The following is a 24,581-nucleotide window of genomic DNA, read 5'->3' on the forward strand; positions in this document are numbered from 1 at the left end:
TCGAGCTATGGCAAATGCAACTGATATGGCGTCAAACTTCCGTTCTCACGGTTTTGAAAGCCCTCTCCTCACTTTACGGTCGCTACAACAGGCGGCATTAAAATTGCACAGCCTTAAAGCTGCCCCGAACGGTTTGAACACCCGTTCTCTTTTGGGGCTTTTGATCTGCCAGACCCAGCGTAACCGTCGCATGGCATTACCACCGGTAAGAATTCACCTTCGTTTGGCAAGTCCTAGCGGATCATTCGGAGTAAAACTTCGCCTCGGATCTACCAATATTTGAATATGCTCTGCCTATAATTAAAAAAACCGGCACAGTTTGAATGCCGGCACCGCTGGAACGAAAATATACGATGAAGACAACAGCGTCGCGGCTATAACAGCCCCAAATCGGCAAGCTCCTGTTTCAAGTCGGCAGGCATGCGATTTTTGCTATTGTCGAGTTCATCCTTCGGGGCATCGTCGGCTTTTAAATAACGCCACCCTTGAAATGCCCTCCTTGGCTGCCATTCCGTCGGGACAATTTTCGGTTCAAGCACAAGTTTGCAACGACGAACACCTTCATCATCAGTAAACGGCCGTATATCCAAAAATCTTTGTCGGCATTGAATATTGCCTTTCATAACCCAATAGAGTGAACCGCCATCAAGAAGTTCGTCAATCCTTTTGGGTACCATACGCGTGATATGATATTGTTCTTCCTTTTCGCTCGACGCACGTAACCCTCCAAAGCGAAAATCGATCCAGGCTGCAAGCTCCTCTATTGAAGAACAACCAACGCATAATTTTACCATGTGAAGCGTCATGTTGTATGATTTAACAATCTGTAACGTTCACCGCAAGACCGCCTTTGCTCGTTTCTTTATATCTGTCGCTCATATCATGACCGGTTTCCCGCATGGTTTTGATACAAGCATCCAATGTAACAAAGTGGCTTCCATCACCGTGAAGAGCTAGCGAAGCAGCGGTAACCGCCTTGACCGCTCCCATAGCGTTCCTCTCGATACACGGTACCTGAACGAGACCTGCAACAGGATCGCACGTCATTCCCAAATGATGTTCGAGCGCGATTTCAGCAGCATTTTCGATCTGCTTCGGTGTACCTCCCAAGGCTGCTGTCAAGCCGGCTGCCGCCATCGACGAGGCAGATCCGACCTCCCCCTGACAGCCAACTTCTGCTCCGGAAATCGAGGCGTTATATTTAATAATTCCGCCTATCGCCGCGGCTGTTAAAAGAAAATCGCGAATGCCGCCCTTTCCCGCCCCTGCACAAAAACGTAAATAATAGCTGAGCACAGCAGGTATGACGCCCGCAGAACCATTTGTCGGTGCTGTCACGACACGCCCTCCTGCGGCATTTTCTTCATTCACCGCAATGGCATATGTTGATAGCCAGTCATTTGCAGCCAAAGGGCTTAACTGGTTATTTTTACTATCATGAACAAGCTTTTCGTAAAGCTTTTTCGCCCTCCTTTTTATATGGAGGCCGCCCGGCAATTCTCCGTCATGGCTGAGCCCGCGTTCAACACATGATTTCATCGCAAAAAATATATTGTCTAATCCCTCATCAAGCTTTTCACGAGATACAAGCGTTTCTTCATTGGCGCGTTTCATTTCGGCAATTGTCATACCCGACTTTGCAGCCATTTCCAACATAACGCGTGCGCTCGCGAAAGGGTAAGGCACTGCTCGGTTGTCACTTGTATTGGTAATTTCAACGCGGTTTATCTCGTCTTCGGTCAAAACAAAACCGCCACCGATCGAATAATAAACGCGACGCAAAAGAACATTTTGCAACTCGTCAAGGCCTTCGAAAACGAGGCCATTTGTATGCCCCGGCAGAGGTGTTTTCCGATCGAACACCAAGTCTGTAGAAGGATCGAACCGGTAAGCGGGATGGCCTTCGGGATGGACTTCCTTTTTTTCGCGAACCGACCGGACAAGGTCGTCCATTGCATCGGGATTGACGGTCGACGGCGTTTCGCCGAGTAAGCCGAGTATAACCGCCCGATCGGTAGCGTGACCTATTCCGGTAAAAGCGAGTGACCCGTGGAGCGACGCTCGCAAATGCACAATTGAAGAATGGGTCGGCTTCGGCCAATTATTCGAGAGAATTTCTTCAAGGAACATATTGGCTGCCGTCATTGGGCCCATTGTATGAGAGCTCGACGGGCCTATTCCGATTTTAAAAAGTTCAAATACTGAAAGAAACATAGGATTAAACGAACACATCAACATTCAAAGTGATGTGACCTTGAATGAAAGAGATTACTTTAAAAACCGACAGTCAGATAAACAATCAGGATAATCGCAACGAGAGCTATCGTTGCTTTAATAGCGATGCTCCAACAAGATTTTTCGATGATTTCATCCATAAAGCACCTTCAAAGCCGGTGAAATGACCAACATATGTCGTGAATGGTGCATGCTATAACTGTGAAATGCGAAATACACAACGATAAAAAATTATTAATAAAATTTTCTTTTCCACAAAATTTTATTAGCGGTCAAACAAGCTTTCGGACTTAAGAATAAGGTATCCTCGCCACATAATTCACTCGATAAAGCGAACGAAGTCCTTCAAAGGCGCGCGTTCTGTAGGAAAGTTGTTTTCCGGTGCACTCTCATCCCTATATCCTAAAGCAAGTCCGCAAATAATTTGCCTTTCCGGGGAAATATCAAGCTCTTTCGATATTGTTTTGTGATATTCCGAAAACGCTGCCTGAATACAGCTATCAAGGCCAAAACTGCGGGCAACAAGCGCGATTGTTTGGATAAAACCTCCAAGGTCAAGCCAACTTCCAAGCTCCATATCGCGATCCATCGTAAAAATAAGACCTACGGGTGCTCCGAAAAACATAAAATTTCTGGCTTGTTGGCGTTCGATTTTGCTCCGTTCGCCACGTGCTATACCGAGTGAACGGTAAAGATCCCAGCCAACTTTGCGCCGCCTTGCCAGATAAGGCTCGCGCCATGATTTGGGATAGAATTGATATTCAGGCTCTTCTTTTATTCCTGCGACCGACATATCAAAAAGTTTCCGACCAAGCTTTATTAATGCTCCATTATGGAGCACGATGACTTGCCAAGCCTGAATATTGGCTCCGGAAGGTGCGCGCGAAGACAACTCCAGTATCTCTTCTACCAATTTCCGGTCGACATCTTTTTCAAGGTAAGCGCGAATTGATTTGCGGCTTTTCACAACATCATAAAAGTTTTCGATCTTTGCCATTTTAAACGTTTCACCCACAGGAAATTGCGTAAACCACTCTATTTCAGACAAGCAAAGCTTGAACTTTATGATAAATAGATAGCAAAGGATGCCAATATGAACCAGCCTGAAACGATTAAAAAGCGATTACAAAAGGTTGATCTCTTCCGTGGACTTGCTCTCCTCGGCATGGTCATTTACCATTTCAGTTGGGATTTGAGCTATTTTTCCTATTTAGCGCCGCAAATTCCGGCCGAAGGCAGCCTACGTCTACTCGCCCGCGTCGTTGCTTTTTGCTTTCTGTTTATTTCGGGATTTAGTCTGTTCCTCGCCCAAGGTAAAAAACTCCATCCTAAGGCATTTTCCCGTCGTCTGCTTATTATTGTTCTTGCTGCATTTCTTGTGTCACTTGCTACCTATTTTATAATGCCGCAAGGCTTTATCTATTTCGGTATATTGCACGAGATCGCTTTCGCAAGCATTATCGGGCTGTTTTTTCTCTACACTCCAATCTGGTTGAATTTTATAGCACTTGCGATATTTGCAATTTTACCATTGATGTTCAAATCGGATCTATTCAATGCCCCCTATTTTTTGTGGCTTGGACTTTCGACTTATCCCCGCCCTTCATTCGACTATGTTCCTGTTTTTCCGTGGTTTGCTGCGGCACTTCTCGGACTAACAGTCGCACGCATTTGCTATCGTTTTGACCTGCTTTCCTGTTTGCAAAACGGCATTGCTCCACATTGGCTCAACACATTTCTTCAACTGATCGGCCGCCACAGTCTGATATTCTATCTCGTTCACCAGCCAATCTTGCTTTCTGTTTTATATTGCATTTCTCTCATCTTCCCTCCTTCACCCGATGCATTGCGAGCACCAATGGAAAATGCCTGTGTCAACGAATGTCATCAGAGCCAGCCCGATAACCGCTTATGTACCAATTTTTGTGGCTGCGTATTTGACAAAATAGAGGAACAGAACCTTATTCCGGCTTTCTCGAAAGGTGAAATAACCGAGGATGATGACCGGCTACAAAAGCCTGTCAATGAATGCTGGGGAAGAATTATAGGTAAAATGGAATAACATTGGTAAAATTTATGATCAAGCGCGGTGAAACAATGTTCACTTAGCGATTGACATCACGTTCTGCCAAGCGCTCGAAACAAATTTCTTCAATCCGCTCGAGCTCGTGAAGTGAATCATCAATATCACGGCGCATCTGTCGCAAATCCTCACGTTTTTCTTTAATCTCTTGAAGGACATTCTCCACTTCAATGGCGTCGTCAAGCGGCGCATTCGTAACAGTGAGCAGCGAGGCAATTTCAGCCAAGGAAAAATTAAGTCGCTTGGCCCTGAATATCTGTTGAAGACGATGACGATCAAGCTCGGTGTAAAGCCGGGTACGACCACGACGCATCGGAACGATTAATCCTTGATCTTCATAATAACGCAATGTCCGCGTTGTTACCCCAAACTCCCGTGTGAGTTCACCTATCGAGTAATATTCATGCATATGCTTACCAGACAAGGCATTGTCGTAAATTCGTCGAGCCTCAAAATGTTTCCCTTTTTCTTCTACCATAGCTTCCAAAAGCAATGATGCAATAGAGTGCCGATAAAAAACCGCGTCAAAGTTCAATTATATGCTAAAAACTTCCGGCCGGAAAACAGCAGTCATAATTTTACGACTAGTGCCAGTCGGGCAATAAATGCCCGATCATACTTTCGGCTTTCCAATATATAGTTCGAGTGAGACCACTGTTCCAATCAGTAAAAAGGGGTGAATATTGATCGCTTTTTGACAAGCAATAGGAGTATGGGCACATCGTTTTTAACCAAAGTGATGCAATTATGCTCTACAACAAGTTTAGAATTCCGTTTAATGTATGAAAATTACGAAGTTTGATCATTCACTCCTTCTGAGGTGTGCCATCATGCATAAAAAAAAATGGATCGTTGGCATCGTCGTAGTCGTTATCATTGCCGCTATTCCTTTATCGTTCGATAGCCTTGTCAACCAACTTGGCCGCTCGGAACTTTATGCATTTGCGCAAGATAAGAATTACTGTCGTACAAAGAGCTGCGACGAAGGCATTGCTTATGTGACAGAGCTTCTTCACAAACAATCAGGCATCGACGAAAAAGATGTGCCATGGTGTATGGCCACAAACCGGATTTACTATACCGACCTTTATTCTCTCAACGGTTTGAAAGTGAAATTTACCAACTGGATGTATGAAACTTGCGAACGTCACGAGCTCACGCTTGACGACGCAAATATAGAGATCGGCGACCACGATCACGACGAGAACAATCATTGATCTGATGAAAAATATAATTTAAAAATCAGCTAGATTATTTAAAAATGGAAAGCCTGATAGCCGACCGTTCCAAATGTTTTAGCATAGCGTTACCCGCATTATCTTTATCGCCGTTCAATATTGCCTCGGCAATTGCCCGATGTTCCTTTTCCGCAGCTTGAAACGCTCCGGCCACTTTGCTTGTGTTCCCATGAGCAAGCTTCAAAAAATCCGTCATTGTTTCGTGCAATTTTTCTAAAACCAGTACAAAAAGCGGATTTCCACTTGCTACGGCAATAGCTTGGTGGAACCTAATATCTGCTTCTACACGCTGGTCAAGATCGTTACCTGCATTTTCCAGAATTGCTATCTCGCGATCAAGACGGGCAATATCGTCATCCGTACGTCTTTGTGCAGCAAATCTGGCCGCGGCAACTTCGATGACACGCCTTAGCTCCATCACATGAGAGGGTTCTATACACGAATGAAAATCGAGTTTTAAAAATTCTGCCGAGTTATTCGGCTTGATCACAAAAGCTCCGCGGCCCTGCTGTGTTCTGATCAGTCCTGTTTGTTTCAAACGTGCAATAGCCTCCCGCACCACTGCCCGGCTGACCTGAAAACCATCAGAAAGTTGTTGTTCGGTCGGCAGTTGATCCCCAACGGCCAAGTTTCCGGACGTAATTCGGGAACGCAACACATCAACGATCTGATCTGCCAATGTCGCTCTTCTTCTTACTGGTGGATAATTCGTCGTATCGTTTGATTTGCCGTTTGTCGTAGCGGCTTTTAAATTATTTTTGTCCATCACCCGAAACTCTTCTTTTGGTTCACCCGCCAGAACTTGCAACATAGCCATTGCAACTCCAATTTACGTAATTTTTTCAACAAAACAAGAATTTACCGTCTGACGACTCTGGAAATTGACTTCACTCTAGCCATTTTTCCAATGAGCATTTCAACAACAATGAATTTTTACTTCCAATAATTTTTCCAAATAAACTTCATAAAAATATTTCGACATCCAATATTGTCCTTCAATTTCAAGCGATGGAACTGATTTTTTGGAAATTAAAAAATAATATTTGTCATATTTCAAATATAAATTTTTATACAAAATACTTTCGTTTATTTTGAGCTTAAACTTTCAATGAAGATAATTTTATCGTTTTAAACATCCATTTTCTCAACGAGAGAAACGATGTGCCGACCGATCGGTAATGATGCAGTAGCTGCTGGTGAAGGTGCATTGCAAATATGTATCATACGTGCTGTCTGTCTTATCAAGAAGTCGTGGACCATTTCTCCATTGGACAAAACTGCTTGAGCCCTTATACCTGAAGGATAAGGCTGCAAATCCTCAATTTTCAGTTCGGGACAGTATTTCTGACACAACTTGAGATATTGTTTCGGCATAAAACTGCTTTCCAGCTCGGAAAAAGCCGACTTTCTATTGTTCCACAATACGTGCCAGAGACCGGCAAAAGACACCATTGATAGGGCGTCTTTAAAATTGAAAGCAAATCGGGAATATTTCTCGCGTGCCAGTGCCAAACATGCGTTGGGCCCGACAGTAGTAGCACCATTAATCATTCTTGTTAGATGAACCCCCAAAAAAGGAAGGTCGGGATCAGGTACCGGATAAATAAGATGTTTGGGCAAATTTTTTAAGCGCGATGACAAACGAAAATAGTCTCCACGAAAAGGGATAATCTGGAAATCTATCTTCAAACCCGCCATTTTGGCGAGGCGATCCGCCTGCAGTCCACCACAGACAATGAGATATCGAGCTTCTATAGTTCCGGAAGAACTGCCTACAACGACACAATCGGTTTTTTCTGCTATAGCCAAACATGCCGTATTGTAGCGAATTTCTCCCCCCAAACGAATAATTTCATTCGCCATTGCTTTACACATACCGGGATAGTCAACAATACCGGTATCCTTAACAAGCAACCCGCTTACACCCGAAATAGATGGTTCGTTTTCCTTTATCCATCCCTTGTCCACTCTTTCGAGATTTAAACCGTTTTTAGTTGCTCGTTGTTCGAGTGCATCAAGCCGTTCGAGTTCTATCGGGTTGGTAGCAACAATCAGTTTACCGCATTGTTCAAAACGGACATCATGCGACTTGCAAAAAGCGATAGTCGCTGCCAATCCCTCTTTACAAAATTGCGCTTTTAAACTGCCAGGAGCGTAATACACGCCTGCATGAATGACCCCGCTATTATGCCCGGTTTGATGGAATGCCGGCCCCTCCTCCTTCTCAATGAGGACGAGTTTCTTTTGCGGATATTTTTGCAATAACTGCATAGCGGTCGACAAACCGACAATTCCAGCACCGACAACACAAAAATCATAAACTGCCACTTGTTTCCTCCCGAAAAATTGACCGGATTTTCCATTTTGATAATTATCAAATTGACTTGTCAAGTTATCATACAACATGATAACTGGCAATATTAATCGCGATAAAGTTGAGTGGTCGTTTTACATCAGCGCATACCATTCACACGCTAGAGGACAACGTTCGCGGTATGGGAGGAGCTTGAGATGAGTGTAATAATCGGTGAAACGGAAGTTGAAGCAAAAAAGCGCAATAGAAAAGTTGCGACAGCCACAATCGTCGGGTCGATGTTGGAATGGTATGATTTCTATCTGTATGCAACTATGGCATCAATCGTATTCGGCCGTGTATTTTTCGACAGTTCAGACACACAATCAGCCACATTGAAAGCGTTTGCCACTTTTGCGATCGGTTTTCTTGCTCGGCCAATCGGCGGTATGTTCTTTGGATATTTCGGAGATCGTTACGGTCGTAAACAAATGTTATTTGTGACATTTTGTATGATGGGAACATGTACCGCCCTGATTGGTCTCATCCCGTCTTATGAAAAGTTGGGCATCTGGAGTGCGGTTCTACTTGTTGCAATAAGAATTATTCAAGGGCTTGGAGCCGGTGCAGAATTGGCGGGAGCGGCTGTAACCTCATATGAACACGCTTCGAAGACCAGACGTGGAAGGCAAGGTGCCTGGCCCGCTTTAGGATTAAATCTCGGGCTTCTTCTATCTTCGGGAATTATCTTTATACTAACTATTCATGGTGATGATTTTCTACTCTCCGGTGGGTGGCGAATACCCTTTCTGTTGTCGATTGTACTCGTTTTTGTCGGCTTATGGGTTCGCAGTCAATTACCTGAAACACCCGAATTCGTTGATATGAAAAAGGAACACACCCAACACAACACGCCTTTAAAAGACGTATTCAAATATAGTTACAAAGGTCTCTTAGTCGTCTTTTTCGTAGCTATCGGATACAATGCATTAAGTTATATTTTTAAAACTTTTTCACTCGCTTACCTTGTCGAATATCAGCATGTAAGTGCGAAAACCACATCACTTTCGATAACAATTGCAAGCTTCATAGCCATTTTTTCCGTTCCTGCATTCGGCTGGTTATGCGATCGTTGGAGTAGCAAAGCTGTTTTGGCTACTGGTGGTATTCTCTCTATTGCCTTTGCTTATCCCTTCATGATGTTGCTTGAAAGCGGCAATCACCTTCTGATCTACCTTGCACTTGCTATCGCTACAGGTATCCTGGCGCCGATGATGTTTGCGCCGCAAGGATCATTTTTAAGCCGTCAATTTCCTGTCGAAACCAGGTCCACAGGCGTCGGAACGGGTCGTGAACTCGGAACAGCAATTGCAGGCGGTTTGGCACCAATGAGCGCCTTGGGGCTCGTCGCAGCTTCACCGAACAATTCTACATCCGCAGTGTCTTTAATTTTAATGTGCTCGGCGATCATTGTCGTCGTCGCCGTTCTTTGCGATCAAGGGAAACGATACACCAAGTTCAAGAACTAGCGTTTTCCGGCAAAGAGTTTCATCAGATATCCGTTTTTGGAAGTTCTGTCCCCATAATAGCATTAATTGCAGCTATACCGACGGGGACAAAACTTAACCAATCGCAACCCATGCGACGATTTTCAACCTCGCGACGACAGATCACTATTTCGCTTTGAATTTCCGAAATGATTGAACTTTTAACGATATATATAGTGGTGGTCATCCGCGAGAATGACGCCAATTACTGTTCAAACGCCCCTAAGCCACGCAAATTTTAGCAAGATATGCGTTTACCGTTTTACTAGTAACACTCGTGAAACCAGCACCCGCAAGCTTATCTATTAAACAACGACCGTTTTCGGGTAGCAAAAGTACAGGAAAACCGAAGGGAAAATTGTTGCAATTGGTTCCAGTCAAAATTTCCATTAATTCAGGTTCTTTTTTTAACGATTTATTTCGGTTACTCAATCATTCTTTTGAAGGTGAAAGATACAATTTTCCATATAAATATTTAATTTTCCAATTCATTACATCGTTTCGAGCGCTAAATTTTCCACTCGTAAAAGATTTTAAACACCGAATTTATGTTTCTTGAAACAATAGATTGTAATATTTCTAAAACGTCTGAAACAATTTTATTCATTGTTATCTATTTTCAAATTTACCGAAGGCCCATTATGTTCATAGATCACATTGATCATATCGTGATGACTTGTTTCGATCTCGAAGCAACCAAGCGTTTTTACACGGAAATTCTGGAGCTTAAGCTCGAAGTTTTCGGGGAAAATCGTTTTGCACTCCGCTTCGGCAATCAGAAGATCAATCTGCATCAATATGGCAAAGAGTATGAACCCAAGGCTCACCTGCCCGTCCCAGGTAGTTTGGACCTTTGTTTCATATCAAAACTTCCTATCGATGAAGTCATTACTCACCTGAAAAAGAACAACTGCCCTATTGTTGAAGGTCCAGTCGAGCGAACCGGTGCAAAAGGAAAAATACGTTCGGTTTATGTGCGTGATCCGGATCTGAATTTTATCGAGATTTCAGAATATCTACAATAAATATCTACATTAAAATCTGAAAAGCGGTGCAATCGCTTATTTGTTTCAAATGCCAAAATAAAAAAGCCCGGCAAAAACCGGGCTTTTTATTTATTTTAATATGAGCTTATTCAGCGGCCGGGCGTGTCATGTCGGACAACATGGCATTTGCTTTTTCGCCACCACTTGCCTTGCGATGTTCGTCAACGATGAGATCGTCACGAGCTGTGGCAATACGACGGATTTGGGCAATTGTGCCACCGGTACCGGCCGGGATAAGGCGACCGACGATGACGTTCTCCTTCAAGCCCTGCAACGTATCGATCTTTCCGGCAACAGCGGCTTCGGTAAGCACGCGTGTTGTTTCCTGGAAAGATGCCGCCGAGATAAATGACGGCGTCTGCAACGAAGCTTTGGTAATACCCAGCAGAACGGGGTTACCGCTTGCCGGTTTCTTACCTTCTTCAATAAGCCGGTCATTGACCTCCTGAAGCTCTATCCGGTCAACATTGTCACCCGGAATATAACTTGAATCACCTGAATCGGTAATTTCGACCTTCTGCAGCATTTGACGAACGATAACTTCGATATGCTTATCGTTAATCACGACGCCCTGGAGACGATAAACTGACTGAATCTCGTTGACGAGATAAGAAGCCAAGGCTTCAACGCCATTGATTGCCAGAATATCATGAGGTGCCGGATTACCGTCAAGGATGTAATCACCCTTTTCAATCTGGTCACCATCCTGCAGATGGAACGGTTTACCCTTCGGAATGAGGTATTCCACCGGTTCAACCGTGTCGTCATTCGGTTCGATTGTGATACGCCGTTTATTCTTATAGTCGCGCCCGAAGCGGATGGTGCCATCAATTTCTGCAATAATGGCATGATCCTTCGGACGACGGGCCTCAAAGAGCTCGGCGACACGCGGAAGACCACCGGTAATATCCTTGGTCTTGGCGCTTTCCATCGGCAAACGACCAATGACGTCACCAGCCTTCACATGAGCGCCCGGTTCAACCGAAAGAACGGTCTCCACAGACATCATGTAGCGGGCATCGCCTCCCTTGGAAAGCTTGGCGATCTTGCTGCCTTTCTTATCAGAATAGATAACAATGGCCGGCTTCAGATCTGCACCGCGCGGGTTAGCACGCCAGTCGATAACCTGACGTTTGGTAATACCGGTCGATTCATCGGTCGTTTCTGTAACAGATAGACCGTCAACCATATCTTCGAACCCGATATAACCTTCAACTTCGGTCATGATCGGACGGGTATACGGATCCCACTCGGCAATACGTTGCCCGCGTTTAACGATGTCACCATCGTCAACAAAGATGCGAGCACCATAGGTAATGCGGTGTGAAGCGCGTTCCTTGCCGTTTTCATCCTTGATAAGAATGGCCATATTACGACCCATAACGACCAGATGGCCTTCCGAATTGCGAACAACCTTACGATTGCGTAACTCGACCTTACCTTCATAGGATGCTTCCAGATAAGAGGTATCAACAACCTGTGCGGTACCGCCCAAGTGGAATGTACGCATTGTCAGCTGTGTACCAGGTTCACCAATCGACTGAGCCGCAATGACGCCAACCGCTTCACCCTGATTAACCGGTGTACCACGTGCCAAATCACGACCATAGCACTTGGCGCAAACGCCAACACGGGTTTCGCAAGTCAGAGCCGAACGGATCTGGACAGACTGGATGCCGGCAGCTTCAATCTTGGCAACATCGGCTTCCTCGATCATGCGGCCACCTTCAACAATAACTTCACCCGTGGTCGGATGAATAATATCATGAAGCGCGGTACGACCAAGGATACGTTGACCGAGAGAGGCGACAACCTGACCGGCATCGACGATGGCCTGCATTGTCAAGCCTTTATCTGTTCCGCAATCGACCTCGGAGATAATGGCGTCTTGTGCAACGTCGACAAGACGACGGGTCAAATAACCGGAGTTCGCAGTCTTCAAAGCTGTATCGGCAAGTCCCTTACGGGCACCGTGTGTCGAGTTAAAGTACTCGTTCACGGTCAAACCTTCCTTGAAGTTGGAGATGATCGGCGTTTCGATGATTTCGCCCGAAGGCTTTGCCATCAATCCGCGCATACCACCCAACTGCTTCATCTGGTTCGGCGAGCCACGAGCACCGGAGTGGGACATCATATAAATCGAATTCATCGGTTTTTGACGTCCTGTTACAGGATCGAATTCAACCGCCTGAATACGTTTCATCATCTCGTCAGCGACGCGATCGGTGCATTTACCCCATGCATCGACAACTTTGTTATACTTCTCGCCCTGCGTAATGAGACCATCATTATATTGCTGTTCATATTCCTTGGCCAAAGCCTCGGTTTCCTGAACCAGTTTTGCTTTGCTTTCCGGAATAACCATATCGTCCTTGCCGAACGAAATACCGGCACGACAAGCATTGGCAAAACCGAGAGACATGATGCGATCGCAGAACATGACAGTCTCTTTTTGCCCGCAGTGACGATAAACATGGTCAATCATCTTGGAAATGTTCTTTTTAGTCATTTCCTGATTGACAATGTCGAATTTGATATTCGGATTCTTCGGCAAAGTTTCGCCAATGATAAGGCGACCCGGTGTTGTATCGTATATTTTGGACACAACATTACCATCCGCGTCGAGGCTCTTGACACGGCCTTTGATCTTTGTGTGAAGCGTCACTACTTTGCTATCCAAAGCGTGCTGCAATTCACCCATGTCACCAAAAGCCATCCCCTCGCCCGGTTCATGTTCGCAGACAATCGACAGGTAATAAAGACCGAGAACCATGTCTTGTGAAGGAACAATAATCGGCGCGCCGTTAGCCGGATGCAGAATATTGTTTGTCGACATCATCAAAACGCGCGCTTCAAGCTGGGCTTCAAGCGACAGTGGAACGTGAACGGCCATTTGGTCGCCGTCGAAATCGGCGTTAAATGCCGTACAAACCAGCGGATGAAGCTGGATTGCTTTGCCTTCGATGAGGGTTGGTTCAAAAGCTTGAATGCCCAAGCGGTGCAAGGTCGGAGCGCGATTCAAAAGAATTGGATGCTCACGAATAACTTCTTCGAGAATATCCCATACTTCCGGACGTTCTTTTTCAACGAGCTTTTTAGCCTGTTTGACAGTTGAGGAATAACCCTTTGCGTCAAGGCGTGCGTAGATAAACGGCTTGAACAGTTCCAAAGCCATTTTCTTCGGCAGGCCACACTGATGCAATTTCAGTTCAGGTCCGGTAACAATAACCGAACGGCCTGAATAGTCGACACGCTTGCCGAGCAAGTTCTGGCGGAAGCGCCCTTGCTTTCCTTTCAGCATATCCGACAGAGATTTCAGCGGACGTTTGTTGGCACCCGTAATCACACGACCGCGACGACCGTTATCAAACAGAGCATCAACAGCTTCCTGCAACATACGCTTTTCATTGCGTACGATGATGCCGGGAGCACGAAGCTCGATCAGACGTTTCAAACGGTTGTTACGGTTGATCACACGGCGATAAAGGTCATTCAGGTCGGAAGTCGCAAAACGGCCACCATCCAACGGAACCAACGGACGTAAATCCGGCGGAATAACCGGAATAACTTTCATAATCATCCATTCCGGACGATTTCCCGATTCAATGAAGTTCTCAACGATTTTCAAACGCTTCATCAATTTCTTGATTTTCAGGTCTGATGTCGTCTCTGCCAGTTCGGCACGCAAATCCGCAGCAATTTTCTGCAAATCCATCGCGGCGAGCAGCTCATAAATAGCTTCGGCACCGATCAAAGCAGTAAACTGATCGGGACCGAACTCGTCGACAGCCATCATATATTCTTCTTCGGAAAGAAGCTGATGCATCTTGAGCGAGGTCAAACCCGGTTCGGTAACAATATAGTTTTCAAAATAAAGAACGCGCTCGATATCCTTGAGGGTCATATCAAGAAGCGTACCGATGCGGCTAGGCAGCGATTTCAAAAACCATATATGTGCGACAGGAGCAGCGAGTTCGATATGCCCCATACGTTCACGACGAACACGTGAAAGGGTAACTTCAACTCCGCATTTTTCGCAAATAATGCCTTTATACTTCATGCGCTTGTACTTGCCGCACAGACATTCATAGTCTTTAATCGGCCCGAAAATACGCGCGCAGAAAAGCCCGTCACGTTCTGGCTTGAACGTACGGTAGTTAATGGTCTCCGGCTTTTTGATTTCGCCATAAGACCAGGACAGAATCTTCTCAGGGCTGGCGATTGATATCCTGATGGAATCAAACGTCTGTGTAGGCGCCTGAGGATTGAAAAGATTCATGACCTCTTGGTTCATGCCGTTCTCCTTCAGGGGTTTTACTAAAAACCCGTTGCGATAGTCGATTTTGCCAATTGATGAACAAAAACCTATCTCAATAGAAATCTATTTGGTTAGGCTTAACAAAAGCCAATAGAGGTGCGCCCCTTTCGGGCGCACCCTCTCGATTACTCGGCTGCATCCGGCAAGTTTTGCTGCTGAGCCAATAATTCACGAGTATCATCGAGCTCGACATTGAGCCCAAGAGACCGCATTTCCTTAACCAGAACGTTGAAGCTTTCCGGTATGCCGGCTTCAAACGTATCATCGCCACGAACAATCGCTTCGTAAACTTTGGTACGTCCAGCCACATCATCCGACTTCACTGTCAGCATTTCCTGCAAGGTGTAAGCGGCACCGTAAGCTTCCAGTGCCCAGACTTCCATTTCACCGAAACGTTGACCACCGAACTGTGCTTTACCACCCAACGGCTGCTGGGTAACAAGCGAGTACGGACCAATCGAACGGGCGTGAATCTTGTCGTCGACCAGATGGTGCAGTTTAAGCATATAAATATAGCCCACTGTCACCTGACGATCGAAAGGTTCACCGGTACGGCCGTCAAACAACTGAACCTGTCCTGAAGTTGCAAGTCCTGCTTCTTTCAACATATTGTTGATATCAGCATCGTGTGCACCATCGAAGACCGGAGTCGAAATCGACACACCATGGCTCATCTGGTCAGCAAGGCGAACAATGCTCGGATCGTCGTAATCGCGGATCGGCTCGTTACGGTCATTATCGGGGATAATATCCTCGATACGTTTACGCAACGGCTTGATATCGCCGCCTTTACGATAAGCATCCAACAATTCGCCAATCTGCTTACCAATGCCGGCACAAGCCCAACCAAGGTGGGTTTCAAGAATTTGCCCGACATTCATGCGGCTCGGAACACCCAGAGGGTTCAACACGATATCAGCGTGTGTACCATCAGCAAGGAACGGCATGTCTTCAATCGGCAAAATGCGCGAAACAACACCCTTGTTACCATGGCGGCCTGCCATCTTGTCACCCGGTTGGATTTTGCGCTTAACCGCGACAAAAACCTTGACCATTTTCATGACCCCGGGAGGCATCTCGTCACCACGCTGGACTTTTTCGACCTTGTCCATGAAGCGACGTTGAAGAGCATCCTTGGATTCGTCGTATTGCTTGCGCAATGCTTCTATCTCGCCCTGGAGCTTTTCATCCTCGACGGCAAATTGCCACCATTGGGAACGCGGAAATTCATTCATGACAGCTTCATTAAGGCTGGTGCCTTTCTTGAAGCCCTTAGGCCCTTCAATAGCTGTTTTTCCATTCAGCATATCGATAAGGCGTGCATAAACGCTGCGATCCAGAATGGATTGTTCGTCATCACGATCCTTGGCTAAACGTTCGATTTCCTCACGTTCAATGGCCATAGCACGCTCATCTTTTTCAACGCCGTGGCGATTAAAAACACGAACTTCGACGACTGTACCAAAAGCCCCCGGAGGCATACGCATTGACGTATCACGAACATCGGAAGCCTTTTCACCGAAGATGGCTCGCAAGAGTTTTTCTTCAGGTGTCATCGGGCTTTCACCCTTCGGCGTGATTTTACCAACAAGAATATCACCAGGTTGAACTTCGGCACCGATATAAACAATGCCGGCTTCATCAAGATTCTTCAGTGCTTCTTCCGAAACATTAGGAATATCACGTGTAATCTCTTCCGGTCCTAGCTTTGTATCACGTGCAGAGACTTCATATTCCTCAATATGGATCGAGGTAAATACGTCTTCTGCAACCATCCGTTCGGACAACAGAACAGCATCTTCATAGTTATAGCCGTTCCATGGCATGAAAGCGACGAGAACGTTACGTCCAAGAGCCAAGTCACCAAGATCGGTCGAAGGACCGTCAGCAATGATATCGCCCTTCTCGATGTGGTCGCCAACACGAACCAAAGGACGTTGGTTGATACAAGTCGACTGGTTGGAACGTTGGAATTTATGCAAACGATAAATATCAACGCCCGACTTTGTCGGATCAAGATCCTGCGTTGCACGAATAACAATACGCGTTGCATCAACCTGATCAACAATACCGCCACGTTTGGCTGCAATTGCTGCACCGGAGTCACGGGCAACAATCGGTTCCATACCGGTTCCGACAAACGGTGCTTCGGCGCGAACCAGAGGCACAGCCTGACGTTGCATGTTAGAGCCCATCAAAGCACGGTTCGCATCGTCATTTTCAAGGAACGGAATAAGCGCTGCTGCAACAGAAACCAGCTGCTTAGGCGAAACGTCCATGAGATCGATGTTTTCACGCGGAGCCATCAACACTTCATTTGCATGACGACAAACGACGAATTCATCAACGAATTTACCATCATCAGTCAGGCTTGAGTTTGCCTGTGCAACATAGTGCTTCGACTCTTCCATTGCCGATAGATAGACAACTTCGCGGGTAACTTTGCCATCAATGATCTTGCGATATGGACTTTCGATAAATCCATATTTGTTGACACGGGCAAATGTTGCAAGCGAGTTGATAAGACCGATATTCGGACCTTCCGGTGTTTCGATCGGGCAGATACGACCGTAATGGGTCGGGTGCACGTCGCGGACTTCAAAACCGGCACGCTCACGTGTCAGACCACCAGGCCCCAATGCGGACAGACGCCGCTTATGGGTGATTTCCGAAAGCGGGTTGGTCTGATCCATAAACTGCGACAACTGGGATGAACCGAAGAATTCACGTACAGCCGCTGCAGCAGGTTTGGCATTGATCAGATCCTGAGGCATAACCGTGTCGATCTCGATAGAAGACATACGCTCCTTAATGGCACGTTCCATCCTCAACAGACCGATGCGATACTGGTTTTCCATCAATTCGCCGACAGCACGGACACGCCGGTTACCGAGGTTATCGATATCGTCGATTTCACCACGACCATCACGCAATTCAACAAGTGTCTTGACGACTGCCAGAATATCTTCTTTCCGCAAAATACGGATCGTATCCGGGCAATCAAGATCAAGACGCATATTCATCTTTACGCGACCAACGGCCGAAAGATCATAGCGTTCCGGATCGAAAAACAGCGAATTGAACATCGCTTCGGCTGTTTCAAGTGTGGGCGGTTCGCCAGGGCGCATAACACGATAAATATCAAACAGAGCATCCTGCCTACTCTGATTTTTATCGGCAGCAAGCGTGTTGCGGATGTAAGCACCGATATTGACGTGATCAATATCAAGAACATTGATTTCGTCAACGTTCTGGTCAAGCAAAACCTGAAGCGTTTTTTCGTCAATTTCATCGCCGGCTTCGAGATAGATTTCACCGGTTTGATAGTTGACGATATCTTCTGCCAGATAAGAACCATAAAGATCGTCTTCGGTAGCCTTAATCTCTTTCAGGCCTTTTTCGGCAAGCATTTTTGCTGCACGAGCCGTAAGTTTCTTGCCCGCTTGGGCAACAACTTCTCCGGTATCGGCATCAACAAGATCGGCAAGCAACTTCATTCCTTTGTAACGTTCTACCGAATAAGGAATGCGCCAGCCATCTTTTACACGCTTGAAAGTGACCGTGTTGTAGAATGTTGACAGGATTTCCTGTCCATCCATACCAAGTGCCATCAAAATACTCGTAACCGGTATTTTGCGGCGCCGATCAATACGGGCATAAACGATATCCTTGGCATCGAATTCGATATCGAGCCAGGAACCACGATACGGAATAATACGTGCGGCAAACAACAGTTTACCGGAAGAATGGGATTTTCCTTTATCGTGGTCGAAAAATACACCCGGTGAACGGTGCATCTGCGAGACAATAACACGTTCCGTGCCATTGACAATAAAGGTACCGTTATCTGTCATAAGAGGCATATCGCCCATATAGACATCCTGTTCTTTGATATCTTTGATATCCTTGGAACCGGTATCTTCATCAATATCAAACACGATCAAACGTAACGTCACCTTAAGAGGTGCCGCATAAGTCAGATCGCGCTGCCGACATTCTTCAACGTCGAACTTCGGTGGATCGAATTCGTAACGGACGAATTCGAGCATGGATGCACCCGAAAAATCCGTTATCGGAAACACCGACTTAAATACAGCTTGCAAGCCTTCGTCTTTTCTTCCGCCTTCTGGTTCATCAACCATCAGGAACTGGTCATATGATGCTTTCTGAACCTCTATAAGGTTCGGCATCTTGGCCACTTCGGGAATCTTTCCGAATACCTTGCGTACGCGCCTGCGACCATTAAATGAAAGGGTCTGAGCCATCGTCGCTCCTCGATTTGCGCCTTTCAGGAGCTTTCACTCCTTACGAGCAATACATCATCAATCTGCATAAAGCAGACCAGTTCAAGTAGATCAAAAATGACCTACATCTTACTCATTTTAAATCTACCACCCGAAAAGCCGGACGGAGATTGGCAACCCCCATGCAACCGGAGCGCCTTGTTTTCTCAAAGACCGACGATTAACCATCCAATCGTTAATTCTACTGTCATGTCCCTGAACGGTTTAAACCCGTTTCCTGACAGCCACCGAACTGTCAGGAAAAGGGTTCAATTCACTCGTTTTATTTCCACTCTCTTAAAGGGTGGAACCGGTGGGAAAACCCCACCGGTTTATCGAACTTATTTAAGTTCAACCTTGGCACCAGCTTTTTCAAGCTGTTCTTTAAGCTTCTGGGCTTCGTCTTTCGAAACACCCTCTTTAACGGGCTTCGGAGCACCCTCAACCAAATCCTTGGCTTCTTTAAGGCCAAGACCGGTGATGCCGCGAACTTCCTTGATGACGTTGATCTTCTGGGCACCGCCAGCAACAAGAATAACGTCAAATTCGGTCTTTTCTTCAGCAGCAGGAGCAGCAGCACCGGCAGCAGCAGCAACTGCTACAGGAGCAGCAGCAGAAACGCCCCATTTTTCTTCGAGCATCTTGGAAAGCTCTGCAGCTTCCAAAACGGTGAGGTTGGAAAGGTCTTCTACGATCTTTGCGAGATCAGCCATTTTTATATTCCTTCAAATAAAAGGTTTAACCAATTGTTTAACAGCGAACCGACTGAAAACGATTTTTATCCTTTTCGAATATCGGTTTGCGAAACAGCCTTAAGCCGCTTCGCTCTTGCGGGCATATGCGCCAATGACACGTGCAACCTGACCAGCAGGTGCTTTGACAACTTGAGCAATGCGAGTAGCCGGCGTGGAAATCATTCCAACCAGTTTTGCACGCAACTCGTCGAGCGACGGCAATGAAGCCAAAGACTTCACAGCATCCGCGTTCAAGTTGGTGGTACCCATTGCACCGCCAAGAATGACAAGTTTGTCATTAGCTTTAGAAAATTCGACAGCAATTTTCGGTGCTGTCACCGGATCCGAAGAATACGCAATCAACGTCTGTCCGGTGAACAAACCTGAAATTGATTCCGAATCCGTGCCTTTAAGAGCGATCTTGGCAAGACGGTTTTTTGCGACTTTTACGGAACCGCCAGCTTCACTCATTTTGGAACGGAGTTCGTTCATTTGTGAAACTGTCAGACCGGAATAGTGAGCCACAACGACAGAACCGGACTCTTTTAAAGCCCCATTGAGCCATGTGACGAATTCGCGTTTTTCCGCTCTATCCACTGTCTCTCTCCATTTAACAGGTTTATTTAAAAACCCGTCGGGTTGCCTTCGACAATAGGAACCATTCCTATCATCAGTGAGGATCCTGTCCCCTTTTTCATGCTTTCAAAGCACTCAAAGGCAACGCTGGTTCAAACCTTTTAGTCTTAAAAACATCCAGGTCATTACCCCAGTCTCATGCAGGCTCGAATTCTATTAAGACACTCAATGTGTCGCCCACAATCTCGGACAGGACATTCCGGGTTTCCCCGGTATGACCCGGGCTTCTTTTCAAAGCCCGGATTGGTACACCGGCATAAAGCCGGTTAAATTCTTATTGCTCGGGACGAACCGAAGCCAAATCGATCTTGACACCTATACCCATTGTTGATGAAAGACCGACGCGTTTCAGATAATCACCCTTTGCACCTGACGGCTTTGCTTTCAAAACCGCATCAGCAAAAGCTTTTACGTTTTGAGCAATCTGTTCGTTACTGAAAGAAGCCTTGCCGACACCGGCATGAACAATACCAGCTTTTTCAACACGGAACTCTACAGCGCCGCCTTTGGAAGCCTTCACTGCAGCAGCAACATCAGGTGTAACAGTTCCTACTTTAGGGTTCGGCATCAAGCTGCGTGGCCCGAGAATCTTACCCAAGCGACCAACCAACGGCATCATGTCCGGAGTAGCAATACAACGATCAAAATCAATTGTACCACCATTTACTGTTTCGAACAAATCTTCAGCACCGACAATATCGGCTCCGGCCGCCTTAGCTTCTTCAGCTTTATCACCGCGTGCAAAAACCGCAACGCGTACCTTGCGTCCGGTACCATTCGGAAGATTAACAACGCCACGAACCATCTGATCAGCATAACGCGGGTCAACACCTAAGCTCATTGTGATCTCAATTGTCTCGTCGAACTTGGCTATCGCGCGATCCTTGACCATCTTAACAGCTTCATCAAGAGCGTAATACTTATTAAAGTCAACGCCCTCACGGATTTTCTTAAGTCTCTTTGCAATTTTTGTCATGATCTCAGCCCACCACCTGTAGACCCATTGAACGGGCGGAACCTTCAATCATACGCATAGCAGCTTCGACGTCATTGGCATTAAGATCTTTCATCTTGGCTTGCGCAATTTTACGAACCTTATCACGAGAAATCGTGCCGGCAACAGTCTTGCCCGGTTCTTTGGATCCGGATTTCAAATTTGCTTCCTTTTTCAAGAAATAGGAAACTGGTGGTGTCTTCATCGAAAATGTGAAAGACTTGTCCTGATAATAGGTTATAACAACCGGAATAGGAGAATTCTTTTCCATTTCCTGTGAAGCCGCGTTGAAAGCCTTACAGAATTCCATAATATTGATGCCACGCTGACCAAGAGCCGGCCCGATAGGAGGAGCCGGATTGGCTGCGCCTGCTGGAACCTGCAGCTTAAGCTGGCCTGCAATTTTTTTAGCCATAATAATCTGCCTTTTGTTATGCCGGAAATCCGGCGGTTTAATTGACCGGAGAACCGGCCTTGCAGTTTCGTGGTCTGGCTTTTTACAACCGGCTAAAGTTATAATCGCCTTCCACTATAAATTCCAAAAACTCCTGCATTTAAAGTCGTTCTATTGGAAAATATTTTTAGAGCTTTTCCACCTGCCCGAAATCAAGATCAACCGGTGTTGCTCTACCAAAAATTGAAACCTCGACTTTAAGTCGCGACCTTTCGTCTTCAACTTCCTGTACAATCCCGTTAAAGGAAGCAAACGGACCATCAGCAACGCGAACTTGCTCACCAACTTCAAATGAAACAGAAGACTTAGGCCGTTCAATCCCCTGCTTCACCTGATTAAGAATCTGTTCGGCTTCCCGATCGGTAATCGGCACCGGTTTAGAATCAGAACCCAAAAAGCCTGTTACTTTCGGCGTGTTTTTGATGAGGTGATATACATCATCTGTCAAATCAGCACGGACAAGTACATAGCCCGGAAAAAACTTGCGTTCCGAATCGACTTTACGTCCACGACGAACTTCGACAACCTTTTCCGTCGGAACAAGAATCTCTTCAAACAGATGATCCAAGCCTTTCAGCTTCGCTTCTTTTTCAATAGCCTCTGCAACTTTTTTCTCAAAATTGGAATAGGCCTGAACAATGTACCAATGAGCAGCCACGGTTACTTTCCTTGAACTATTAGCTGAAAAGACGTTTCAGGAGATCAATGCTCTCCCAAACGCCAAAATTCATAATCTGGTCTGCGATAAAAAAGAATGCAGCTGCAAACGCTGCCATCAAAACAACCATTATAGTCGAAATTGTAGTTTCGCGACGTGTCGGCCAAGTAACCTTTGCGGTTTCGGCCCGAACCTGCTTGATAAAGGTAATGGGATTTGTCTTGGCAGCCATCACTTTTCCTACATCATTTTTCAAAAACTATCGCGAATCACAACGCCAACTTTAAACATGACAAAACCGCGAAAAGCCTTTTCATAAAGCCTCACGCGATTTCCTTGTTAACACTAAATAAAGCGTTATTCATAAAAACACAAGCCAAAACTTCAGTTAAAGCTCCACAGAGTTAAAAACATCGCGCCTTAAAATGTCCGACACCGGGTAAAACCTGCAAATAAGTACAGATAGCATCACCCGAAACATACCTAATCTATCTGCTTTGACCGCACACTTTATCTATCCCGCTTTGTCTGTCCCCTGTTTTTAAGAATCGCACAAAACAGAAAACGCACCCCAGCGGATTCAAAAATAGACTATCGTTTTTACGAGGCAAATGGCAGGGGCAGTAGGGTTCGAACCCACGACCTGCGGTTTTGGAGACCGCCGCTCTACCAACTGAGCTATACCCCTTCACGAAAAGACAGACGCATTACAAAGTGATACGTCTGTCTTGTATCAGATTATTCAATGATTTTAGAAACGATACCGGCACCAACAGTGTGGCCACCTTCACGGATAGCGAAGCGGAGCTTCTCTTCCATAGCAACCGGAACAATCAGTGTGACATCCATCGTTACGTTATCACCCGGCATAACCATCTCTGTACCTTCCGGCAATGTTACAATGCCGGTAACGTCTGTCGTACGGAAATAGAACTGAGGACGATAATTGGTGAAAAATGGTGTGTGACGTCCACCCTCATCCTTTGTCAGAATGTAAGCTTCCGCCTTGAACTTGGTGTGCGGAGTAACTGTACCGGGCTTTGCCAATACCTGACCACGTTCAACACCTTCACGTTCAATACCACGAAGAAGTGCACCAATGTTGTCGCCAGCTTCACCTTCATCAAGAAGTTTGCGGAACATTTCAACGCCGGTAACTGTTGTCTTCGTCGTCGGACGAATGCCAACGATTTCAACTTCGTCACCAACCTTGACAACACCGCGTTCAACACGACCGGTAACAACTGTACCACGACCGGAAATTGAGAACACATCTTCAATCGGCATCAAGAAGGGCTGATCAATCGGACGCTTCGGAGTCGGGATATATTCATCAACTTCATGCATCAACAAACGAACAGCATCTTCACCGATTTCCTTATTGGTGCCTTCAAGAGCTGCCAAAGCAGAACCCTTAACGATCGGAATCTCGTCACCGGGGAAATCGTATTTCGAAAGAAGTTCACGAACTTCGAGTTCAACGAGCTCGAGAAGCTCTTCGTCATCAACCTGATCAACTTTGTTCAGGAAAACAACAATTGCAGGAACACCAACCTGACGGGCAAGCAGAATGTGCTCGCGTGTTTGAGGCATCGGGCCATCAGCTGCCGAAACAACAAGAATAGCACCATCCATCTGCGCAGCACCGGTGATCATGTTCTTGACATAGTCAGCGTGTCCCGGGCAATCAACGTGTGCGTAGTGACGCTTCTCTGTCTCGTATTCTACGTGTGCTGTAGAAATCGTAATACCACGAGCGCGTTCTTCCGGCGCAGCATCAATCTGGTCATATGCCTTGAACTCGCCAAAATACTTTGTAATCGCTGCTGTCAGCGTTGTTTTACCATGGTCAACGTGACCAATCGTGCCGATGTTTACATGCGGCTTCGTACGTTCATATTTGCTTTTTGCCATCGCCGTCGATCTCTCGTCTTGTTTACACCCCAACCGGGGCTTCAGAACCGAACATTGCCGGAATAAAAATTCACACCGGCTAAAATCTAAAAAGACGGAAACTTCCGTCTGGTCACAATGGAGTTCAACCCCACATTTTAATTGCTTT

20 protein-coding genes and 1 tRNA gene are annotated in these 24,581 nt (G+C 46.0%); 5 read left to right on the plus strand and 16 right to left on the minus strand.

Translation table 11 applies throughout. The features are described 5' to 3' along the window. The first annotated feature begins 7 nt into the window (after positions 1-7). On the plus strand, positions 8-283 hold the full coding sequence (locus H3V12_RS04005; RefSeq protein WP_198212948.1) for a hypothetical protein: 276 nt from the start codon (positions 8-10) through the stop codon (positions 281-283). Positions 284-374: 91 nt separating this feature from the next. Here the strand turns inward: H3V12_RS04005 and H3V12_RS04010 are convergent, their stop codons facing one another. The 3 genes from H3V12_RS04010 to H3V12_RS04020 form a co-directional block, all read right to left on the minus strand. After that, on the minus strand, positions 375-806 hold the full coding sequence (locus H3V12_RS04010) for a DUF1489 family protein (RefSeq protein WP_198212950.1): 432 nt from the start codon (positions 804-806) through the stop codon (positions 375-377). A gap of 10 nt (positions 807-816) precedes the next feature. Then, positions 817-2,214 (minus strand): L-serine ammonia-lyase, encoded by a 1,398-nt coding sequence (locus tag H3V12_RS04015; RefSeq protein WP_198212952.1) that lies wholly within the window; start codon positions 2,212-2,214, stop codon positions 817-819. Between the two features lie 340 nt (positions 2,215-2,554). Then, on the minus strand, positions 2,555-3,232 hold the full coding sequence (locus H3V12_RS04020; protein ID WP_198212953.1) for a nitroreductase: 678 nt from the start codon (positions 3,230-3,232) through the stop codon (positions 2,555-2,557). 96 nt (positions 3,233-3,328) lie between these two features. Here H3V12_RS04020 and H3V12_RS04025 point away from each other — a divergent pair, with 96 nt between their 5' ends. After that, complete coding sequence (locus tag H3V12_RS04025) at positions 3,329-4,297, plus strand: heparan-alpha-glucosaminide N-acetyltransferase (RefSeq protein ID WP_198212955.1); 969 nt, start codon at positions 3,329-3,331, stop codon at positions 4,295-4,297. A 43-nt stretch (positions 4,298-4,340) separates the two neighbouring features. Here the strand turns inward: H3V12_RS04025 and H3V12_RS04030 are convergent, their stop codons facing one another. Next, the gene (locus H3V12_RS04030) at positions 4,341-4,727 is read right to left on the minus strand and encodes a MerR family DNA-binding transcriptional regulator (protein WP_198213786.1); all 387 of its coding nucleotides are present in this window, start codon (positions 4,725-4,727) and stop codon (positions 4,341-4,343) included. Positions 4,728-5,148: 421 nt separating this feature from the next. Between H3V12_RS04030 and H3V12_RS04035 the strand changes: the two genes are divergently transcribed. Then, positions 5,149-5,535 carry a hypothetical protein gene (locus tag H3V12_RS04035; protein ID WP_198212957.1) on the plus strand — a complete coding sequence of 129 codons (387 nt, stop codon included), beginning with the start codon at positions 5,149-5,151 and terminating at the stop codon, positions 5,533-5,535. Positions 5,536-5,569: 34 nt separating this feature from the next. On the opposite strand, the gene H3V12_RS04040 is transcribed toward H3V12_RS04035, so the two are convergent. After that, positions 5,570-6,373, minus strand: coding sequence for a FadR/GntR family transcriptional regulator (locus tag H3V12_RS04040; protein ID WP_198212959.1), 804 nt, complete (start codon positions 6,371-6,373; stop codon positions 5,570-5,572). A 311-nt stretch (positions 6,374-6,684) separates the two neighbouring features. Beyond that, on the minus strand, positions 6,685-7,884 hold the full coding sequence (lhgO, locus tag H3V12_RS04045; protein ID WP_075870902.1) for an L-2-hydroxyglutarate oxidase: 1,200 nt from the start codon (positions 7,882-7,884) through the stop codon (positions 6,685-6,687). 183 nt (positions 7,885-8,067) lie between these two features. On the opposite strand from lhgO, the gene H3V12_RS04050 reads away from it, so the two are divergent. Both H3V12_RS04050 and H3V12_RS04055 read left to right on the plus strand, forming a co-directional pair. Next, positions 8,068-9,378: an MFS transporter gene (locus H3V12_RS04050; protein ID WP_075914326.1), complete on the plus strand. Its 1,311-nt coding sequence runs from the start codon at positions 8,068-8,070 to the stop codon at positions 9,376-9,378. A gap of 656 nt (positions 9,379-10,034) precedes the next feature. Next, complete coding sequence (locus tag H3V12_RS04055; RefSeq protein WP_198213788.1) at positions 10,035-10,421, plus strand: VOC family protein; 387 nt, start codon at positions 10,035-10,037, stop codon at positions 10,419-10,421. A 106-nt stretch (positions 10,422-10,527) separates the two neighbouring features. On the opposite strand, the gene rpoC is transcribed toward H3V12_RS04055, so the two are convergent. The 10 genes from rpoC to tuf all read right to left on the minus strand — a co-directional run bounded on the left by rpoC (position 10,528) and on the right by tuf (position 24,433). Beyond that, on the minus strand, positions 10,528-14,736 hold the full coding sequence (rpoC, locus tag H3V12_RS04060; protein WP_075916908.1) for a DNA-directed RNA polymerase subunit beta': 4,209 nt from the start codon (positions 14,734-14,736) through the stop codon (positions 10,528-10,530). 149 nt (positions 14,737-14,885) lie between these two features. Then, positions 14,886-19,025: a DNA-directed RNA polymerase subunit beta gene (rpoB, locus tag H3V12_RS04065; protein ID WP_198212961.1), complete on the minus strand. Its 4,140-nt coding sequence runs from the start codon at positions 19,023-19,025 to the stop codon at positions 14,886-14,888. A 359-nt stretch (positions 19,026-19,384) separates the two neighbouring features. Next, positions 19,385-19,756, minus strand: coding sequence for a 50S ribosomal protein L7/L12 (gene rplL / locus H3V12_RS04070; RefSeq protein WP_075870849.1), 372 nt, complete (start codon positions 19,754-19,756; stop codon positions 19,385-19,387). A 99-nt stretch (positions 19,757-19,855) separates the two neighbouring features. Further along, positions 19,856-20,374 carry a 50S ribosomal protein L10 gene (rplJ, locus tag H3V12_RS04075; RefSeq protein ID WP_075870850.1) on the minus strand — a complete coding sequence of 173 codons (519 nt, stop codon included), beginning with the start codon at positions 20,372-20,374 and terminating at the stop codon, positions 19,856-19,858. A 313-nt stretch (positions 20,375-20,687) separates the two neighbouring features. Continuing rightward, complete coding sequence (gene rplA, locus H3V12_RS04080; RefSeq protein WP_075870851.1) at positions 20,688-21,389, minus strand: 50S ribosomal protein L1; 702 nt, start codon at positions 21,387-21,389, stop codon at positions 20,688-20,690. Between the two features lie 4 nt (positions 21,390-21,393). Beyond that, on the minus strand, positions 21,394-21,822 hold the full coding sequence (gene rplK, locus H3V12_RS04085; protein ID WP_075870852.1) for a 50S ribosomal protein L11: 429 nt from the start codon (positions 21,820-21,822) through the stop codon (positions 21,394-21,396). A gap of 166 nt (positions 21,823-21,988) precedes the next feature. Continuing rightward, a complete protein-coding gene (gene nusG, locus H3V12_RS04090; protein ID WP_075870853.1) occupies positions 21,989-22,519 on the minus strand; it encodes a transcription termination/antitermination protein NusG in 531 nt (176 codons plus the stop codon). A 19-nt stretch (positions 22,520-22,538) separates the two neighbouring features. Next, the gene (gene secE, locus H3V12_RS04095; protein ID WP_075870854.1) at positions 22,539-22,751 is read right to left on the minus strand and encodes a preprotein translocase subunit SecE; all 213 of its coding nucleotides are present in this window, start codon (positions 22,749-22,751) and stop codon (positions 22,539-22,541) included. A gap of 380 nt (positions 22,752-23,131) precedes the next feature. Beyond that, positions 23,132-23,207: transfer RNA gene (locus tag H3V12_RS04100), tRNA-Trp, on the minus strand. Between the two features lie 50 nt (positions 23,208-23,257). Next, positions 23,258-24,433 (minus strand): elongation factor Tu, encoded by a 1,176-nt coding sequence (gene tuf, locus H3V12_RS04105; protein ID WP_078040400.1) that lies wholly within the window; start codon positions 24,431-24,433, stop codon positions 23,258-23,260. Positions 24,434-24,581: the final 148 nt, after the last annotated feature.

This window comes from Bartonella sp. W8167 (assembly GCF_016100335.1).
GTDB lineage: Bacteria > Pseudomonadota > Alphaproteobacteria > Rhizobiales > Rhizobiaceae > Bartonella > Bartonella apis.

What these genes read in the sequence shown, in the direction of transcription:
- H3V12_RS04005 (WP_198212948.1), top strand. Translation starts at nt 8, where the DNA reads ATGGCAAATGCAACTGATATGGCGTCAAACTTCCGTTCTCACGGTTTT.
- H3V12_RS04020 (WP_198212953.1), bottom strand. Translation starts at nt 3,232, where the DNA reads ATGGCAAAGATCGAAAACTTTTATGATGTTGTGAAAAGCCGCAAATCA.
- secE (WP_075870854.1), bottom strand. Translation starts at nt 22,751, where the DNA reads ATGGCTGCCAAGACAAATCCCATTACCTTTATCAAGCAGGTTCGGGCC.
- H3V12_RS04050 (WP_075914326.1), top strand. Translation starts at nt 8,068, where the DNA reads ATGAGTGTAATAATCGGTGAAACGGAAGTTGAAGCAAAAAAGCGCAAT.
- H3V12_RS04040 (WP_198212959.1), bottom strand. Translation starts at nt 6,373, where the DNA reads ATGGCTATGTTGCAAGTTCTGGCGGGTGAACCAAAAGAAGAGTTTCGG.
- rpoB (WP_198212961.1), bottom strand. Translation starts at nt 19,025, where the DNA reads ATGGCTCAGACCCTTTCATTTAATGGTCGCAGGCGCGTACGCAAGGTA.
- H3V12_RS04030 (WP_198213786.1), bottom strand. Translation starts at nt 4,727, where the DNA reads ATGCATGAATATTACTCGATAGGTGAACTCACACGGGAGTTTGGGGTA.
- rpoC (WP_075916908.1), bottom strand. Translation starts at nt 14,736, where the DNA reads ATGAACCAAGAGGTCATGAATCTTTTCAATCCTCAGGCGCCTACACAG.
- rplA (WP_075870851.1), bottom strand. Translation starts at nt 21,389, where the DNA reads ATGACAAAAATTGCAAAGAGACTTAAGAAAATCCGTGAGGGCGTTGAC.
- rplL (WP_075870849.1), bottom strand. Translation starts at nt 19,756, where the DNA reads ATGGCTGATCTCGCAAAGATCGTAGAAGACCTTTCCAACCTCACCGTT.
- H3V12_RS04025 (WP_198212955.1), top strand. Translation starts at nt 3,329, where the DNA reads ATGAACCAGCCTGAAACGATTAAAAAGCGATTACAAAAGGTTGATCTC.
- tuf (WP_078040400.1), bottom strand. Translation starts at nt 24,433, where the DNA reads ATGGCAAAAAGCAAATATGAACGTACGAAGCCGCATGTAAACATCGGC.
- H3V12_RS04010 (WP_198212950.1), bottom strand. Translation starts at nt 806, where the DNA reads ATGACGCTTCACATGGTAAAATTATGCGTTGGTTGTTCTTCAATAGAG.
- H3V12_RS04015 (WP_198212952.1), bottom strand. Translation starts at nt 2,214, where the DNA reads ATGTTTCTTTCAGTATTTGAACTTTTTAAAATCGGAATAGGCCCGTCG.
- rplK (WP_075870852.1), bottom strand. Translation starts at nt 21,822, where the DNA reads ATGGCTAAAAAAATTGCAGGCCAGCTTAAGCTGCAGGTTCCAGCAGGC.
- H3V12_RS04035 (WP_198212957.1), top strand. Translation starts at nt 5,149, where the DNA reads ATGCATAAAAAAAAATGGATCGTTGGCATCGTCGTAGTCGTTATCATT.